Annotated in this window: 14 protein-coding genes and 2 pseudogenes; 7 read left to right on the top strand and 9 right to left on the bottom strand. The window is 67.6% G+C overall.

Annotation, left to right across the window (positions count from 1 at the left end; translation table 11 throughout):
- Positions 1-4: 4 nt before the first annotated feature.
- From RIL96_RS07940 to RIL96_RS07930, 3 genes are read right to left on the bottom strand one after another with little or no spacing between them, the layout of a single operon-like run.
- The gene (locus RIL96_RS07940) at positions 5-550 is read right to left on the bottom strand and encodes a hypothetical protein (RefSeq protein WP_310548481.1); all 546 of its coding nucleotides are present in this window, start codon (positions 548-550) and stop codon (positions 5-7) included.
- A 55-nt stretch (positions 551-605) separates the two neighbouring features.
- Entirely contained in the window at positions 606-1,688 is a 1,083-nt protein-coding gene (locus RIL96_RS07935) for a hypothetical protein (RefSeq protein WP_310548480.1), read from the bottom strand.
- 54 nt (positions 1,689-1,742) lie between these two features.
- The gene (locus tag RIL96_RS07930; RefSeq protein WP_310548479.1) at positions 1,743-2,603 is read right to left on the bottom strand and encodes a TspO/MBR family protein; all 861 of its coding nucleotides are present in this window, start codon (positions 2,601-2,603) and stop codon (positions 1,743-1,745) included.
- Between the two features lie 212 nt (positions 2,604-2,815).
- Between RIL96_RS07930 and RIL96_RS07925 the strand changes: the two genes are divergently transcribed.
- From RIL96_RS07925 to RIL96_RS07915, 3 genes are all read left to right on the top strand, one after another.
- Positions 2,816-4,759, top strand: a complete 1,944-nt coding sequence (locus RIL96_RS07925; RefSeq protein ID WP_310548478.1) for an aconitate hydratase — start codon at positions 2,816-2,818, stop codon at positions 4,757-4,759.
- Between the two features lie 218 nt (positions 4,760-4,977).
- A complete protein-coding gene (locus RIL96_RS07920) occupies positions 4,978-5,181 on the top strand; it encodes a metallothionein (protein WP_310548477.1) in 204 nt (67 codons plus the stop codon).
- Positions 5,182-5,412: 231 nt separating this feature from the next.
- Complete coding sequence (locus RIL96_RS07915) at positions 5,413-5,964, top strand: DUF488 domain-containing protein (RefSeq protein WP_310548476.1); 552 nt, start codon at positions 5,413-5,415, stop codon at positions 5,962-5,964.
- A 4-nt stretch (positions 5,965-5,968) separates the two neighbouring features.
- On the opposite strand, the gene madM is transcribed toward RIL96_RS07915, so the two are convergent.
- From madM to RIL96_RS13355, 3 genes and pseudogenes are all read right to left on the bottom strand, one after another.
- Positions 5,969-6,733: a malonate transporter subunit MadM gene (gene madM, locus RIL96_RS07910; protein ID WP_310548475.1), complete on the bottom strand. Its 765-nt coding sequence runs from the start codon at positions 6,731-6,733 to the stop codon at positions 5,969-5,971.
- Between the two features lies 1 nt (position 6,734).
- Positions 6,735-7,136: a malonate transporter subunit MadL gene (gene madL, locus RIL96_RS07905; protein ID WP_310548474.1), complete on the bottom strand. Its 402-nt coding sequence runs from the start codon at positions 7,134-7,136 to the stop codon at positions 6,735-6,737.
- Positions 7,137-7,139: 3 nt separating this feature from the next.
- Positions 7,140-9,788: pseudogene (locus tag RIL96_RS13355) on the bottom strand (AMP-binding enzyme).
- 519 nt (positions 9,789-10,307) lie between these two features.
- Here RIL96_RS13355 and RIL96_RS07885 point away from each other — a divergent pair.
- Positions 10,308-10,988: a GntR family transcriptional regulator gene (locus RIL96_RS07885; RefSeq protein ID WP_310548473.1), complete on the top strand. Its 681-nt coding sequence runs from the start codon at positions 10,308-10,310 to the stop codon at positions 10,986-10,988.
- Between the two features lie 3 nt (positions 10,989-10,991).
- Here RIL96_RS07885 and RIL96_RS07880 read toward each other — a convergent pair whose 3' ends face one another.
- From RIL96_RS07880 to RIL96_RS07870, 3 genes are read right to left on the bottom strand one after another with little or no spacing between them, the layout of a single operon-like run.
- Positions 10,992-12,158: an aromatic ring-hydroxylating oxygenase subunit alpha gene (locus tag RIL96_RS07880; protein WP_310548472.1), complete on the bottom strand. Its 1,167-nt coding sequence runs from the start codon at positions 12,156-12,158 to the stop codon at positions 10,992-10,994.
- Between the two features lie 26 nt (positions 12,159-12,184).
- Positions 12,185-13,435, bottom strand: coding sequence for an NAD(P)/FAD-dependent oxidoreductase (locus RIL96_RS07875; protein ID WP_310548471.1), 1,251 nt, complete (start codon positions 13,433-13,435; stop codon positions 12,185-12,187).
- Positions 13,432-13,779 (bottom strand): bifunctional 3-phenylpropionate/cinnamic acid dioxygenase ferredoxin subunit, encoded by a 348-nt coding sequence (locus RIL96_RS07870; protein ID WP_310548470.1) that lies wholly within the window; start codon positions 13,777-13,779, stop codon positions 13,432-13,434. The genes RIL96_RS07875 and RIL96_RS07870 overlap by 4 nt, the downstream gene beginning before the upstream one ends.
- Positions 13,780-13,918: 139 nt before the next feature.
- On the opposite strand from RIL96_RS07870, the gene RIL96_RS07865 reads away from it, so the two are divergent.
- The 3 genes and pseudogenes from RIL96_RS07865 to RIL96_RS07855 all read left to right on the top strand — a co-directional run bounded on the left by RIL96_RS07865 (position 13,919) and on the right by RIL96_RS07855 (position 17,332).
- Positions 13,919-14,698: an IclR family transcriptional regulator gene (locus RIL96_RS07865; RefSeq protein WP_310548469.1), complete on the top strand. Its 780-nt coding sequence runs from the start codon at positions 13,919-13,921 to the stop codon at positions 14,696-14,698.
- A gap of 87 nt (positions 14,699-14,785) precedes the next feature.
- A pseudogene (locus tag RIL96_RS07860) lies at positions 14,786-16,114 on the top strand (FAD-dependent oxidoreductase); the annotation flags it as partial.
- Complete coding sequence (locus RIL96_RS07855; protein ID WP_310548584.1) at positions 16,106-17,332, top strand: aminomethyl transferase family protein; 1,227 nt, start codon at positions 16,106-16,108, stop codon at positions 17,330-17,332. The pseudogene RIL96_RS07860 and the gene RIL96_RS07855, both read left to right, overlap by 9 nt.
- The last annotated feature ends 58 nt before the right edge of the window (positions 17,333-17,390 follow it).

Genomic DNA, 17,390 nt, shown 5'->3' with positions numbered 1-17,390 from the left:
CCGCTCAGAGCCGCTGGAGCTCCGCCTTCCACTGCGCTTTCCAGTGCGCAATCGCCTCAGGGCCGACTAACTGTTCATGGCTGAGTGTCAGCAGCGTCTTCTCAGATCCCTTCGCCTCTGCGCTCACCACGACTTTCGAGCCGTCAGTGAGTCTGGCCCGCCAGTAGAGCCGTTTCGGGGTATCCGAGGTCCAGGGATCGCCGTCGAGCTCGACGGCGGCATGCCCGGCCCACGCAGACATCAGCTGCGCCCAGGACTCACGGGCCCGGGACGGCTGAACAGCCAGCGTTCGAGAGACCGATGTCTTGAACGTCCCGTCGGAGCTCTGCCCCGGTACGCGCAGTCCGCGTTCCTGCTCGTAGGCCACCGCCGTTCCCTGGGCCCACCAGCCCGGGTTCTCCAGGCCAGGTGGCATATGGGCCTCAGCGATCGCCGCGATCTGCGCGTGCGGCAAGGTGGTCGCGCCGGCGTCGTCGAGCAGCGTCAGCCACTGCGCCCAGGACCGTTTCGTGGCCCGTGCGATCGCTGCTGTGTTCTGAGGGCTGACCATGGCTGTCCTCCGTGGATGGTGTCACTGAGTGGATGGTATCACTGAGTGGACGGTGTCACTGATAGGAGACGAACCACGGTGTCGGCTCGACCTCGTAGGTCTCCTCCGGAGTGAAGGTGGGGCGGTCCTGACGGTGGAAGTTCTTCCACGCCATCCAGATGCCCTCAGGCAGCCCCTGCCGCAGACGCTCCCACGTCTCCATCTTGGATCCCGGTGTGCCGTGGCCGTCGGCGTGCAGGGTGATCGCCAGCTCCTCGTGAGCGGTGTCGATGTTCGCCCGGTCGGTGATCATCGCATCGGTGAACTGATGGAGGATCAGCATCTTCTGCGGCAGCTCATGCTCGGCCGTGAGTTCTGCCAGCCATGCGGAGACCTCGTTGATCTCCTCGGCATCGACCGAACCGATCTGCTGTCCGTGGACCTGTCCCGGTCCGATCCGCCACTCCGGATCCAGGGCGAGCCCGACATGGGGCGCGGCCAGCAGATCCTCATAGGCCTGGGCCTGGGAGAGGAAGTCGGTGCGGCCGGGCTGGAGGTCCAGGACGACGTAGACGCCGGCCTCCTCGGCAGCCTCGATCCACGGGCGCAGCGTCTCGGGATCGATCTCGCGAGTGTGGTCACCGTCAGGTCCGGGGGCTTCGGTGGCCACCGTAGTGATGATCTCGAAGGCCGGCTGCACCGGCTCCTCGCTGTACTCCTGGTACTCCTCCGCTTTGCCGTCGATGCGCGTGATCGCCTCGTCGACGTCCTGCTCGCCCAGGGCCCCCAGGGCGGGGACCTCAGGGGTGCCGTAGAGGGCGACGAACCGGCGGTCGGGGAAGAGCGTGTCACCTCCGCCGGGCAGTTCGGCAGGTTCGACCTGGTCCTCCTCCGAATCCTCCTGGCCGCCCTGCTCCTCGTCGGAGTCCTCCTCGCCCTGCCCGGAGCCCTCGGCTCCGGTGGCCTCAGCCTCCTCGGTCGTCCCCTCCGGACCCTCGCCGTCGGCACAGGCGCCGAGGGCGAGGGCGGCGACCAGCAGCAGGGCCAGCCGTGCCTTCGCCCAGTGCGGTCGGACCGGACCTCCGAACAGGCCTCCCGTCCGGTCAGGCTGCGCGCCGGCGGGCGAGGCCGGGGCTGCGGGGTCACGGTGGAAGTGCATCTCACGATCAGGCTACGCCCGTGGTCTCCCCTCTCACGAGAGGATCGCCGCAGGTCAGCGCGAGGAACGTGAGGAACCGACGAGCAGCCGGCGCAGCAGCGGTACCCCGAGCGCCGCCGCGGCGGCGACGGCCGCGGCGAACACCAGCACGAGGTCCTCGAAACGCCCCTCCGTCCTGCCGACGGCGATCCAGACCACGCCCCAGGCGATGGCCAGCACCGGCGCCGCCCGTCGTCCGGTGCGCTCGCTCAGGGCCGCCGCCAGTCCCACCACGGCCACCAGCACGAGGACCGTGACGACCACGACCCACAGCTCGGCACCCAGGGCCATCTCGGGGTCGATGAGAGACCCTCCGAGACCGGCGATGTTCGCCACCGTCGCCACGCAGACCCAGCCGAGGTAGAGCCCGAAGACACCGTCGAGCACCGCTCTCTCGACTCGCCCGGTGACATCCCCGGCCACGGCCCCGACGAGCATCAGGTGAAGACGGATCAGCACGCCGAGCAGCATGAGGATGACCATGACGCTGAGCACGAGCTGGTCGGCTTGGACGACGCCGATCCACGCGGCGTTCAGCAGCGCGGAGCCGACCACCCAGAGGTCTGCACGCCGCGCCCGAGCCGAGGCGCCGCCGATCGGGGTCAGCCGCCAGATCGCGTAGCCGACCATGCCGACATAGATGACGCTCCAGATGCGGAACGCCCCCGAGGCCGGGGCCAGCGGCGTGGAGTCGGCGTCGAGCCACCCTCCGGCGGCCTCCGTGATCGAGGCACCGCCGAAGGCGCCGGCGCCCCAGGCGGCCAGCACCACAGCGAGCAGCACCGAGACCAGCACACCGAGCCGACGCGGCAGCGGATCGGGTCCTGGGCGGGTGGAGGCGGAACGGGCGGCAGGAGGCGCGGGATGTGACGTCATCGGACCATCCTGCCAGGTCACCGTCGGCGCATGACCGGCTCGGACGGACGACGGCAGAGGGCCAGGGCCTGCTGCGGGGACGGCGCTGCGAGCCGACACCGCAGAATCTCTCCAGGTCAGCGGGGCCTCATCCCTTGAGTTCGGCGCCGGGAAGACGAGAGGCTGGTGGGTGGAACCTGGCACCGCCGCCGAGAGTCCGAGGAGGATCTGCGATGGCGCAGAACGTGGCACAGAAGCTGATCGGGGACCATCTGCTCTCCGGTTCGACGACGCCGGGCGAGGAGATCGCCCTGAGCATCGACCAGACCCTTACCCAGGACGCCACCGGCACGATGGTCATGCTGGAGCTGGAGGCTCTGGGGCTGGATCAGGTCCGCACCGAGACGTCGGTCCAATACGTGGACCACAACCTGCTGCAGACCGATGAGAAGAACCCCGAGGACCACCTGTTCCTGCAGTCGGCCGCCCAGCGCTACGGCATCTGGTTCTCCCGGGCCGGCAACGGAGTCTCGCACCCGGTGCACCAGGGTCACTTCGGCCGCCCGGGGCTGACGATGGTCGGCGCCGACTCCCACACCTGCGCGGCAGGGGCGCTGGGGATGCTCGCGGTCGGCGTCGGCGGCCTGGAGGTCGCCATGGCGATGGCCGGCGAACCGCTCTATGTCTCCATGCCAGAGGTGTGGGGTGTGAAGCTGACCGGCGAGCTGCCGGACTGGGTCTCCGCGAAGGACGTGATCCTGGAGATGCTGCGTCGTCACGGCGTCACCGGCGGCTCGGGGCGGATCATCGAGTACTACGGCGACGGGCTGGCCGGCCTCACAGCGATGGACCGGCACGTCATCGCGAACATGGGCGCCGAGCTGGGTGCGACCACCTCGGTGTTCCCCGCCGACGAAGCCGTGCGCAGCTATCTGGCCGAGCGTGGACGCGAGGAGGACTTCACCGAGATCCTGGCCGACGAGGGCGCAGGATACGACGTCGAGGATCACATCGACCTCTCCCAGCTGGAGCCCCTGATCGCCCTGCCCTCCTCCCCCGGCAAGGTGAAGCCCGTGCGCGAGGTCGCCGGCGAGGAGGTCTACCAGGTCGTCCTCGGCTCCTCGGCCAACCCCGGGCTGCGGGACTTCGCCGTCGTCGCCGAGGCCATGGCCGGACGTCGGGTGCACGAGCGCGTCTCCTTCGACGTCAACCCCACCTCGAGGGAGATGTACGCCGACCTGGCCCGAGAAGGATGGCTCTTCGACCTGATCGCCGCCGGCGCCCGGGTGCACCAGTCCGGGTGCCTGGGATGCATCGGCATGGGACAGGCGCCGGCCGTGGGCCGCAGCAGCCTGCGCACGATGCCGCGCAACTTCCCCGGCCGTTCGGGCACCGATGAGGACTCGGTGTGGCTGTGCTCGCCGGAGACCGCCGCGGCCGCCGCCCTGACCGGAGAGATCACCGACCCCCGGGATCTCGACATGGAGTACCCGCAGGTGCAGATGCCGCAGGAGTACACCATCAGCCGGGACCTGCTCACCGCTCCCCTGCCGCCGGAGCAGGCGCGTGAGGTGGAACTGGTCAAGGGGTCGAACATCTACTCGCTGCCCGAGTTCGACCCCATCCCCGACGAGCTGGACCTGCCGATCCTGCTGAAGGTCGGCGACGACGTCTCCACCGACGAGATCATGCCCGCGGGCTCGCGCGTGCTGCCCTACCGCAGCAACATCCCGAAGATCTCGGAGTTCGTGTTCGTCCAGGTCGACGACACCTATTCCTCCCGCGCGGCAGAGACCGAGGGAGGACACGCCGTAGTGGGCGGGACGAACTACGGGCAGGGATCCTCGCGCGAGCACGCCGTCGTCGCCCCACGGTATCTGGGGCTGAAGGTGGTGGTGGCGAAGTCGATCGCCCGGATCCACTGGCAGAACCTGGCCAACTTCGGGGTGCTCGCTCTGGAGTTCGCCGACGAGGCCGACTACGAGGCGATCGAGCAGGGCGAGGTGCTCTCGCTGCGCGGGCTGCACGAGGCCCTGCACGCCTCCCACGAGGTGGGCGCACGCATCGGCGACCGCGACGTCACCCTGAAGCACCGCCTCTCCGAGCGACAGGTGGAGATGGTGCTTGCCGGCGGGCGCATCGCCCACCACGCCCGATCGACGGCTTCGACGGGCTGAAGCTGCGGCGCCGGGCTGAGCGAAGACCGCAGGCCGGGACCGGATGGCGGACGACAGGGCACCGACAACCGGACATCGACGAGCCGACATCGAGGACCCAACACCGAGGACCCAACACCGAGGACCCAACACCGAGGACCCGACACCGGGGACCCGACACCGGGGACCCGACACCGAGGACCCGACACCGAGGACCCGACACCGAACGAGGAGGACACATGATTGCCTGCGCAACCTGCGGCAACGAGTACGAGAAGGCCTTCACGGTCACTCAGATGGGTGAGACCCTGACCTTCGACAGCTTCCAGTGCGCGATCCACAGGATGGCCCCGACCTGCGCCCACTGCGGCTGCCGGGTGATCGGCCACGGAGTGGAGCGGGAGGGCGCGACCTACTGCTGCGACCACTGCGCCGGTGAGTAGGAACCCGAACGCCCACGAGCCCCGCAGCCGCGCCGGTCATCTTCCCGGCCGGTCACCGTGCCCCGCACCGGCCACCCGCTCCCACCCGGCCGGCCGCCCCGTCGATGGAGCAGGAATGGGCGCGCCAGCCGGCGTGTCCCCACGAGTCTTGCTCCATCGATGGGGTGGGGCAGGTGGTGCGGCACGAGCGCGGGTGGCCGAACGGGTTCCGGGATTCGTGAGCCTGGGCGCATGTCGATGACTGAGCTCCTCACCGTGGGGCATTCGACCCGTGAGCTCTCCGAGTTCCTGGACATGCTCGGCGAGGCCGAGGTGGTGACCGTGGTGGATGTGCGGCGGCTGCCCGGATCCCGACGACATCCTCAGTTCGACGCCGAGCCCCTGGCTGAGGCGCTCGCCGAGGCTGGGATCGGCTATCGCTGGGAAGGGGCGCTCACCGGCCGCCGACCCGTACAGCGGGACGTCCCGCCGGAGACCAACGGCTTCTGGACGCACCGCAGCTTCCACAACTACGCCGACTACGCCCTCTCCCAGGAGTTCCGAGACGGGCTGCACAGGCTCCACACCGACGACGGCGAGCGCCCGGCGGTCATGTGCGCCGAGGCTGTCTGGTGGCGCTGCCACCGGCGCATCATCGCCGACCATCTGCTCGCCGCCGGGGACGAGGTGCTGCATCTGATGGGTCCGGGGCAGCTCTCGCCTGCGGAGCTGAATCCCGGTGCCCGCATCGACGGCGCGACGGTCACCTATCCGGTCGTCCAGCCGCAGCTGCCGACCCCCTGACCACTCACCCACCGACGATCGCACGCACGGCGACGTAGAACACCGACGGCCCCAGCAGGCAGCCCATCCCGGTGTAGAAGGTCGCCGTCATCGCCCCGTAGGGCACCAGCCGTTTGTCCGTGGCGGCGAGTCCCCCGGCGACGCCCGACGTCGTGCCCATGAGTCCGCCGTAGGCCATGGCCGACTTCGGATTGTTCAGACCGATGAGCTTCGCGATCATCGGGGTCCCCACCATCACCACCACCGCCTTCAGCAGCCCGGCGGCCACCGAGAGCGCGATGACGTCGGAACCGGCGCCGACGGCGGTGCCGGTGACCGGCCCGACGATGTAGGTGGCCGCACCGGAGCCGATCGTCGCGATCGAGGCCGCATCGGTGTAGCCGAACATCACGGCCACCAGGCCGCCGACGATGAAGGAGACGAAGATCCCCAGGAAGATGGAGAGCACGCCTGCCGCGCCGGAGCGCCGGATCTCCCGGACGTCGACGCCGTAGGCGGTGGAGACGATGGCGAAGTCGCGGAGCATGGAGCCGCCCATCAGCCCGAGTCCGCTGAACACCGCGACGTCGGCGAGCCCCTTCTCCCCGCCGGTGGCCGCGCCCCCGACGTAGGCCAGGACCAGACCGACGATGATGGCGATGGCCGAACCGTGCAGCCTGCCCTTGGTGAGCGTCTTGGACAGCCACCCGCAGACCAGCATGAGCACGCCCACGATGAGGAAGGCGAAGAGGAGGCCGTTGTCGATGAGCACATCTGCGATCAGTTCCACCTCAGACCCCCTTCGGCTCCTCCGCCTCCAGCGGCGGCAGCGGTTCGGTGGGCGGACCGATGCGTGAGAGCACCGGCACCAGCGCGGCGCCGGCGGCGAGCGCCCCCAGGCCGGCCAGCAGGGCGACCGGACCTCCGGCCACCGCCTCGACGACGTTCTGCGTAGACGCCATCGCGATGACGATCGGGATGTACATCGAGCTCCAGAAGATGACTCCCTGTTCGGTAACATCCGGGAAGCGGCCGCGTCGCCGCAGCCGGTCGGTCAGCAGCACCAGCAGGATCATGGCGAACCCGACGCCGCCGACGTTCGCATCGACGCCGATGGCCGCACCGAGAGCGTCACCGATGACCATGCCGACGAGCAGGCAGGCCGAGAGCACGGCGACTCCGTAGACAACCATGGCTCAGTCCTTCCCTGCTGCGGTGAAGATCTCGCCGTGCTCGCGGCGCAGGTCGGCCTTCTGGACCTTCCCCATCACGTTCCGGGGCAGCGCCTGGGCGAAGCGGAGGGCGCGCGGCTGCTTGAACCGGGCCAGGTCCTGTGAGACGGCCCTGAAGATCTCCTCCTCCGTGGGTTCACGGCCCTCGGCGGGCACGATGACGGCGACGAGACCCTCCCCCAGGTCGGGGTGCGGGACTCCGATCACCGCGCTCTCCAGCACGTCGTCCTGGGCGTCGAGCAGCTCCTCGATCTCCTTGGGGTAGATGTTGTAGCCCCCGGCGATCACCAGGTCCTTGTCCCGGCCGACGATGGCGAGGTAGCCGTCCTCGTCGATGCGCCCGAGGTCGCCGGTGATGAAGAAGCCGTCATCACGGAACTCCGCCTCGGTCTTCTCCGGCATCTGCCAGTAGCCGATGAACACGTTGGGGCCCCTGACCTCCACGAGCCCGACCTCGCCGTCGGGCAGGCTGCTCCCGTGCTCGCGGTCGACGATGCGGATCTCGACTCCGGGCAGCGGACGGCCCACCGTGCCGGGCCTGCGCGGCCCCCCGAGTACGGGTTGGTGGTGTTCATGCCGGTCTCGGTCATGCCGTAGCGCTCCAGGATGGCGTGTCCGGTGCGGGCCTGGAACTCTTCATGATCGCTGGAGAGCAACGGGGCTGACCCGGAGACGAACAGTCTCATCCCCGCGCAGAGCTGGCGTGTCAGCTCCGGTGACTTCATCAGCCGGGTGTAGAAGGTGGGTACCCCCATCAGCACGGTCGCCTCGGGGAGGAGACGAAGAATGGCCTCGGCGTCGAAGCCGGGCAGGAAGTCCATCGACGCACCGGCGGCGAGAGTCATATTGGCGGCGACGAAGAGACCGTGGATGTGGAAGATCGGCAACGCGTGGATGAGCCTGTCCTCGGCGGTGAACTCCCAGGCCTCGAGCAGTGAGTGACAGTTGGAGGCCAGGTTGCCGTGGGTCAGCACGGCACCTTTGGAACGCCCAGTGGTGCCGGAGGTGTAGAGGATCGCGGCCGGGTCCTCGGGGGCGGCTGCGAAGACCTCTTCGGTGTACTCGCTGCCGCTGAGCAGGGACCCTTCGCGGTGGGCACCGAGCGTCTCGACGACGATGCCGGACTGTTCCGTCTCAGACCATCCCGCGTACTCGGAGGCACGCTCAGGGCTGCAGACCAAGACACGAGGACCGGCATCGGAGAGGAAGTAGTCCATCTCGGCGCCGGTGTAGGCAGTGTTCAGCGGCAGGAAGACCCCGCCGATCTGCAGTGTGGCCAGGTACAGGGCCAGGGCTTCCGGAGATTTCTGCACCTGCATCGACACGCGGTCACCGGGGCGCACCCCGTCGACGACGAGCCGTCCGGCGATCTGCTTCACCAGCGCATCGAGCTGCGCGTAGCTCATCGTCTGCCCCTCGGGCAGCCGGAACAGCTCTTTCTCCGGGCGCAGCCGGACCTGTTCGGTGAAGGAGGTGTAGATGGTCGGGAGCTGGTCGCTCATCGTGCGGTGTCCTCTCTGGTGGTCAGGGATTCGAGTGGGGCGCAGGAGGTCTTCGAGCTGCCCACCCAGTGCGATGCGGCGGTGCCGGACGAACTCTTCGTGACGTCGTTCCAGCAGCTGGGGGTCGTAGCGGTAGTTGATCATCGCTCCGTAGGACTGCCGGTGACCGTTCTGTGAGGTGTCTGCTGGCCAGTTGAGCTGCCAGGCGGCGGCACCGTTGCCCAGATGGAACCGCGCCACCGGGTCGATGGGACGGCGGTCTTCACGGCGTTCCTCGGCGATGTAGCGAGCCAGCACGGGCAGCAGCCGTTCACGCAGCGGGCCGTCGAGACCGCTGACCTCGGGGGTCTCCCCCGCACCCTCTTCGAGACTCTCCCCGGCGTTCTCCTCGATGAGTCCCTGCGACTGCTCGGCATGGTGCTCGAGGTCCCGGGACAGCTGAACGAGCTCCGGATCCTGCTGGTCCTGCAGCCACCGGCGGAATCCTGGAATGGGTGACAGGGTGACGAACTGCTCGAGATGTGGAAGCTCTGCGCTGACCTGTTCGATGACCTGTTTGATCAGCAGGCTGCCGAAGGAGATCCCCGCCAGCCCGTCAAGGGCATTGTTGATCGAGTAGAGGACGGCGGTATCGGCCCGGGACGGGTTCAGCGCGGGCCCGGGGGCCAGCAGAGGTCCGATGCTGTCCGGCACTCCCGGGTCAGGGCCACTTCCACGAAGATCAGCGGGATGTCCCCGGTGGCCGGATGGAAGAACGCATAGCAGCGGCGATCTTTGGGTTGGAGTCTGCGGCGCAGCTCAGTGCGCCCGGACATCGGGTGGACCTTCTCGAACCTCAGCAGGGCCTCGAGCAGTTCCCTGGGGGCGTCCCAGCCCACCTGTTCCATCCGCAGGAAGCCGCGGTTGAACCAGGAGGCGAACACGTGCCGGAAATCCCGGTCCAGCGGTATGAGATCGGGGTGGATGCGCATCAGGCGTCGCAGATCGGCGCGCATCTCCACCAGCCGCACGGTGGCACCGGGGGCGTGGTTCATCCGCCGCAGCAGCTCCTGACGCCGGGGCTCGACGACGGAGAAGAGCTCGGCGAGTTCGGCGGCACTGGCTCCGGCATCAGCTGCGGTATCGGCTCCGGCGTCGCCTCCGGCATCAGCTGCGGCACCGGCCTGGACACCGTGACTGGCACGGTCCCACGCCGCGTAGGCCTCACGGACGCGCTCGGCCTCGACGCCGTAGGTGTCCAGCAGATGACGAAAGAACTGGGTCTTGACGTCGTCGTTGCGGGGTGATTCGAGAGCTCCGTAGGCGTTCAAGGCCGTGGCGGCTACGGCCCGCATGGCCGGCTCGCCGATGCCGCTCATCAGCACTTCACAGCCGGCGATGAGCTGCTCCAGCGGAGCGACCTCCGGGACCGCCTCGTCGACGGCCTTTCCGCGGCCTCGCAACACACGGACAAGGTCGCTGAGCAACCATCGTTCCGTTCCTGCCATGGTCAGGTCCTCCATTCGCCTGCGCATACATCCAGCTCAGGCTGTGATGTATATAACAGAGACCATAACGCATGAACGTGACTCACGCCACAATATATTGGTGGTCTACTCTGTATGCAGGTGTCACACCTCAGGAGGTTGCCATGCCCTCAGTTCCCGGAGCCCAGCGCATCCGTGATGACCTGGAGAACGACATCGTCGAAGGCCGTTACGCCCCGGGGCACCGCCTCGATCCCGCGGAGCTCAGCACCCGTTACGGATGCTCACGCACCCCTGTCCGTGAGGCGCTCCAGGCGCTCGAAAGTACCGGCCTCGTGGAGATCCGCCCGAAGCGCGGCACCTATGTCGCTGAGCTGAGCCTCTCCGGGCTCGCCGAACGGTTCGAAGTCATGGCCGAACTGGAGGGCATGGCGGCACGGCTCTGCGCGCACCGCATCGAGCCCGCTCAGCTGGAGCAGCTCGAATCGGCTCACGGCGAGTGCATCCGCTACGCCGAAACAGCCGATGCCGCCGGCTACTACTACGCCAACGCCACATTCCACGGGCTCCTCTATGAGGCCTCGGGGAACGACTATCTCCGCCAGCAGGCAGCGGCATTGAAACGCCAGCTTCAGCCCTATCGGCGGCTGCAACTGCGCGCCCCGGACCGGATGCGGCGCTCCCTGAGCGAACACCGGGCCATCATCGACGCCGTCACCGACGGCGAGTCAGAGGCGGCCGAACAGGCGGCTCGGGATCATGTGCTGGTCCAGGTCCGCGAGTTCAGTCAGCTCATCCGCACCTGGGACAGAATCCGCGCTCAACCCTCCCCTGCGGGGACCTGATGCTCAGGTATCCGCCTGTTCACCCAACACCTGGTACCACCAGGCATGAAACTCTCCGATGTGATGCTCGCTGGGCACCAGCGCGCCGCCGTGCCGGTAGGCCTTGGAACTCATCGACGGCTGGGTGAGCTCACAGGCCTCGAAGTCCTGCAGGTTCACCCGGTCGAAGAGTTCCACCGAACGGGAGACGTCGAGCTCACCGGCTTCGACACGCTCGACGACCTCGGGCAGAAAGAGCCAGTCACAGACCACAATGGTCCGCGATTCCGAGACCGGGAACATCCGATGGAAGATCACATGGTCCGGCACAGTGTTGATGAAGACCTGCGGTTTGACGGTGATCGCATAGTATTTGCGCTCCTGATCAGGGGCGATGCTCGGCAGCTCCGGCAGCCCGGACTCTGAGCCGTCGACGGTGAACGCCGCGATCTCCTCACCGAATCCGGAACCGTGGACCTCCCCGCCTGCCCGCTGAGAAGCCAGTCCATCGGCCCACTCCGGAATCACCTCGGTCAGCTCGGGATGAATAGTGGCGCAGTGATAGCACTCCATGAAGTTCTCGATGATGAGCTTCCAGTTCGCCCGGACATCGTAGGTCTTGGACTCTGCCAGCCGCAGGTCCTCGATGCCGTAGTTGTCGATGGACTCGACCTCTCCGAACCGCGTGGACACCTCGCCCAGCACCTCCTCGTCGAAGGAGGGGGGATCCTGTGCCAAGCTCACCCAGACGTAGCCGAGCCATTGGCGGACGTGGACGGGCGTGAGGCCGTACTGCTGACGGTTCACATCCGGCATCGAGGTCAGGTTGGGCGCGGCGACCAGTTCACCTTCCAGGGCATAGGTCCAGGCGTGGTACCCGCACTGCAAAGTCCGGTTCTTACCCTCCGGAGCGGTGCAGACGCGCATCCCACGGTGGGCGCAGACGTTGTAGTACGCCTGGATCCACGCCGTGCGGGTGCGCACCACGATGATCTCCTCGCGCCCGACGGTCACCGTCTTCCAACGCCCCGGCTGATCGAGGGAGTCGGCACGCAGCACGCAGTTCCACATCGTCTCGAAGATCTCCGCCTGCTCTGCCCGGAAGATCTCGGGGTCGGTATAAGCTCGCCCGCTCGGCGTGGGGTGCAGCGAGGAGCCGGGCAGCGGCTGGTCGAGATGGTCGATGATCATAGGTATCTCCTCCGAGAGCTCTGAGCTCAGACGGTGACAGTCTCGCGCGCGGGAACCTCACGTGCTGCGGGGCGGATCCGGCTGCTGCGGCGCCAGCGTGTGACATCACGCAGACGGTTGATGCCTAGAATCCCGACGTTCTCCCCCTGCCTGGAGTAGTGGACCAGCAGGTCCGCACCTTCTGGGGTCCCGTCGACGACGGTGACCTCATCGGCCAAGTGGATCCGCCCGACGCCTTGGATGCGCAGGTTGAACTGATCGGACCAGAAATAGGGTTCCTGCAGTGCGACCGGGGCGGCCCCGGTGAGCGCAGCGGCGACGACGGCCGCCTCCTCGAAGGCTTCCTGCCAATGGCCCACCGGGCGCAGCCCGCTGGAGTGTGAGGCCCATTGAGCGCAGTCTCCGGCGGCGTAGACCCCCGGCACGGCAGTGGCTCCGGTGTCGTCGCAGAGTACAGCGCCGTTGTGCGGGCACAGCTGCACCGGGGCATCCAAGAGCCATTCGGTGCGTGGTTCGGCGCCGATGGCGCAGATCACGATGTCTGCGGCGAGCGCCTGGCCATCAGCCAACAGCACCTCGTAGCGGGACTGCCCCTGATCTCCAGCGCATCGGCGGATCGCTTGAGCACGGGAGGGCGGGGCGAACTCCACACCCCGGGCTTCATGGGCTCTGCGGATCGCCTCACCGACCGGTTCACCCAGGCGCCGGGAACCGGGGTAGGCCTCACCGGCGGCGACGGTGACCGATCCGGCACCACGGTCCATGCAGGTGGCGGCGGCTTCCAAGGCGAGGAAACCACCCCCGACGACGACCACGTCGGTGCCGCGGAGATCGGTGTCGCGCAGCGCCAGGGCATCCTCCATATTGCGGAGCACATAGGGCAGCGCCTCCGGTGTCTCCTCCGCAGTAGCGGAGGGAAGGCCGAGTGCCGAGGCGCCGGTCGTGATGACGACGGCATCACCGGGGTGGAAGACGCCGTCCTGGGTGATGACGCCGAGGGGGTCTGTGCTGAGGCTGACGACGCCGACGCCGCTGATCCAGATGACGTCCAGCGGGTCCTCGGGGTCATCGAGGAGCAGGTCTTCTTCGGCGACGGCCCCTGTCAGATAGGCCTTGCTCAGTGCCGGGCGGTCGTAGGCGGGGCGGTGTTCCTCCCCGAAGATGGTGATCGGGCCGGTGTGCCCGTGGGCACGGACTCCGCGGGCGGTGTGGTAGCCGGCGAGTCCGGCACCGACGATCAGCAGGTGCCCCTCAGGAGCCAGCGGTGGCGTGCTCATGGCAGGCTCACCCCCGGAGGCAGGTGAGGGGTGTCCTGGGAGAGCTCGACGAAGACGTCATCGCCGTCCACACTGACCTGGTGGACCCGTACCGGACGTTTGGCCGGGGGCTGGTCCACCTCACCGGTGAGCAGCGAGAACGTGCTCTCGTGGAGCGGGCATTCGACGCGGCAGTCCTCGACCCAGCCGACCGCCAGGGAGGCGTCCTGATGGGTGCAGGTGTCGTCGATGGCATGAACGGTGCCCTCTTCGGTGAGGAAGACGGCGATCGGTGGGGAGACGGAGTCGATGCGCAGACCCTCTCCCGGTGTCAGGTCCTGTAGGGAACATGCCCTGAATGTCACTTGCATTCACCACCAGGTCTTCGTAATGTCGTGTATAGCGCAACATAGACTGTTCTACGCAACACCAGGTACGAAAAGTATCCCATCTGCGTCACAGATCACGTCAAGAGAAACTCGCTGAGAGGACCCTGAGAATCTGATGAAGTCATCGAACGCTTCCCCCGTACAGTCCGTCGAGCGTGCCGTGCAGATCCTCGAGCTCCTCAGCGCAGAGCCCTCCTGCTCGATCAGTGAAATCTCCCGGCGGTTCGGCGTGCACCGCTCCACGGCCTTCCGCTTACTGGGGACCTTGGAGGCCTACGACCTCGTCGAGCAGGAATCGGCACGCGGGGCCTACCGTCTGAGCTTCGGGATGCTGCGGCTCGCCAGCTCCGTCTCCGGCCGCATCGACCTCACCCGGGATGCTCAGACCAGCTGCACCGCGCTGGCGACCCGGCTCAATGAGACGGTCAACGCCGCCATTCTCGCCGAGGGCGGCGCGGTGACCATCACTCAGGCCCAGGGGGATCAGATGGTCGGACTGACGAAGCAGTACGTCGGCCAGCGTGGGCCGCTGCATGCCACGTCCACCGGCAAAGTCCTCCTGGCCTATGCGTCAGAGCAGGAGTTCAACCGGCTCGTCGAACGAGGGCTGGAGAGCTTCACGGGCATGACGATGACCGACCCCGACCTGCTGCGCTCAGAGCTGGAGTCCGTCCGGCGCCGCGGGTGGTCCTCGGCCGTGGCCGAGTGGGAGCAGGGCATCAACGCCCTGGCCGTGCCGGTGAGGGGGCCTCAGGGCGAGGTCATCGCCGCCCTCTCGGCGACCGCCCCCTCCTTCCGACTGCCGGAGTCACACTTCGGCGAGATCGCCGAGCTGCTTCACGCCGAGGCAGCACAGCTGGAAGCACGGCTGGGATATTTCTCTCCGTCCGATTGACACCTCTTGTGCGCCCATTCTCGTGTTCCCTAGAGTAGTTGCATCATCTACATCTTGTTGCTTATCGCGCAACGTTAGGGAGCACCTATGTCGCACCATGCCCCCTCCACCTCACCGTCCGTCGTCATCATCGGACTCGGCGTCGTCGGCGCCGCCCTCGCCGATGAACTGGTGCTGCGCGGCTGGACCGATGTCACCGTCGTGGACCAAGGTCCCGCCTTCGAGACCGGCGGCTCCAGCTCTCACGCCCCGGGCTTCGTCTTTCAGATCTCGCCGAACCGCGCCATGTGCCAGCTCGCCCAACGCACTCTGGACAAGCTCGACGGCGCAGAGGTCGACGACGGCTGGGTGATGAAGCGCGTCGGCGGACTGGAGCTCGCCACCACCCCGGAACGGCTGCGTGAATTGCGTCGACGCCACGGCTTCGCCCAGGCCTGGGGTGTTCCGGCGGAACTTCTCACCTCTGAGCAGGTCATCGAGCTGTGACCCGAGCTCGACCCGGAGGTCGTCCTGGGCGGGCTGCACACACCCACGGACGCCGTGGTCAAGGGAGTGCGCGCCGTCGAGTTCCAAGCACGCCGGGCACAGGCCGGTGGGGCTCGGATCCTGCCCGAGACCCGTGTGACGGGGATCCGCCGGCACCAGGGGCGGGTCACAGGTGTCGATATCGTCGCCGTCGGACAGGATGATCCTGCCCCCGAGGTGCTGACAGCCGATGTCGTGGTCTGCTGCGCCGGGCTGTGGGGTCCGGGAATGGCCCGAGACATGCTGGGCATCGATATTCCGATGCTGCCCGTCGAGCATGGATTCGGCTTCAGCGCACCGGTGCCCTCGGTGAGCAGTCTCGATGCAGCGACGGAAGTCGCCCGGCCCATGCTCCGCCACCAGGACTTCGCCATGTACCTGCGTGAGTGGGGCGATCGGATCGCCGTCGGCGCTTATGAGCACCGCCCGTTGCCGGTGGCCCCCGAGGAGATCGCCTCAGCTGAGGAGGCTCGGCGCAGCGGCATCCAGCCGGCGATCCACCCCTTCACTCCGCAGGATTACGCCCCGACCTGGCGGGAGACCCAGCGTCTTCTGCCTGCGCTGGGCGAGGTGGCGCTGGATGAGCAGGCCAGCTTCAACGGGATCTTCTCCTTCACCCCCGACGGCGGCCCCCTGCTCGGCCCGGTGCCCGGCACTGACGGCCTCTGGATGGCACAGGCCGTGTGGGTCACCCAGTCAGCAGGCGTGGGTGAAGTCGTCGCGGATTGGCTGGTCCACGGAGATCCGGGGATCGATACCCACGGCCTCGACCTCAGCCGATTCGACCCGAAGCTGACGTCTCGACGATGGACCCGCGAGCAGGGCGAGGAGTCCTACGACGAGGTCTATGACATCGTCCACCCGAAGGCCACCACTCTGCGTATGCGCGGATTGCGCACTTCGGCCTTCTACGAGCGTGAGCGGGGCCGGGGTGCAGCCTTCGCCGTCGCCAACGGCTGGGAGCGGCCGCTGTGGTATCAGTCCAACGCCACTGAGGCTGATGGACGCCCCGCCGTACCGAGGCTCGGTGACCGGCGGCTTCCGGCACGCGATACCTGGACCTCGCAGCACTGGAATCCCGTCGTCGCAGTGGAAGCGCGCAGGATGCGGGAATCGGCGGGGGTGGTGGATATGTCAGCACTCCCCCGCTACGAACTATCCGGAGCCGGGGCCACAGGCTTCCTCTCCACACTGAGCGATGAGGGCTTGCTGAGCCGACCGGTCGGAGCGTCGGTGGGCAGCATCGTCTATGCGCTGCTGCTGAGCACTCAGGGCGGGATCCTCTCTGACATCACGATCGCGCGCACCGGCGAGGAGACCTACCATCTCGGCGTCAACGGGCCTCAGGACGCCGCCTGGCTACAGGCTCAGATGCGGACCCACGGAGTGGAGCTGCACCTGCGTGATGCCAGTTCCGGCTCCTGCGGACTAGGCCTCTGGGGCCCGGCGGCTCGGCAGATCCTCAGCCGTCTGGTCGATGAGGACATCTCCCATGAGGCGTTCCGATTCTACCGTGCACGGAATCTTCAGATCTCCGGGGTGCCCGTGCTGGCGATGCGGCTGAACTACGTGGGCGAACTGGGATGGGAGCTCTACGCGCCTGCTGAGTTCGGCCGCTTCCTCTGGGACGAGATCTTCAGCGCCGGGGAGGCCGAAGGAATCATCCCGGTGGGTCGGCGCGCCTTCGAGAGTATGCGCCTGGAGAAGGGGTTCCGACTCTGGGGTGCCGATATGACGCGCGAACACACGCCGGCCGAAGCCGGTCTGGAGTTCGCCGTCCGCGGTGCGGCGGCGGAACGGCTCACCGCCCTCGGCGCTGATGCTCCTCGACGTCGGCTGGTCTGCCTGACCCTGGAGGATCCCTCACGGGTACTGATGGGCCACGAGCCGGTCTTCGCCGAGAACGGAGCCTCCGGTGGACCGCTGGGCTACGTGACCAGCGCAGACCAGGGATACACCATCGGGGCCTCCATCGCCTATGCCTGGGTCCCGATCGAGTACGCCGAGGCGGGAACGTGGCTGTCCGTGGAGTACTTCGGCCAGCGCTGGGCTGCCCGGGTCACTGACGAGCCGCTGTTCGATCCCTCAGCCTCGAGGATGCGAGCCTGAGCGGCTAGGGCATGTCTCCCATATGTGGGGTGATTTCTGGTCCAGGGTGGTGTCATGA

Origin of the sequence: Nesterenkonia aerolata (assembly GCF_031470965.1) — a bacterium.
GTDB classification, from domain to species: domain Bacteria; phylum Actinomycetota; class Actinomycetes; order Actinomycetales; family Micrococcaceae; genus Nesterenkonia; species Nesterenkonia aerolata.
The sequence above is the reverse complement of the archived record's forward strand: the minus strand, read 5'-3'. Positions and strand labels throughout refer to the sequence as shown.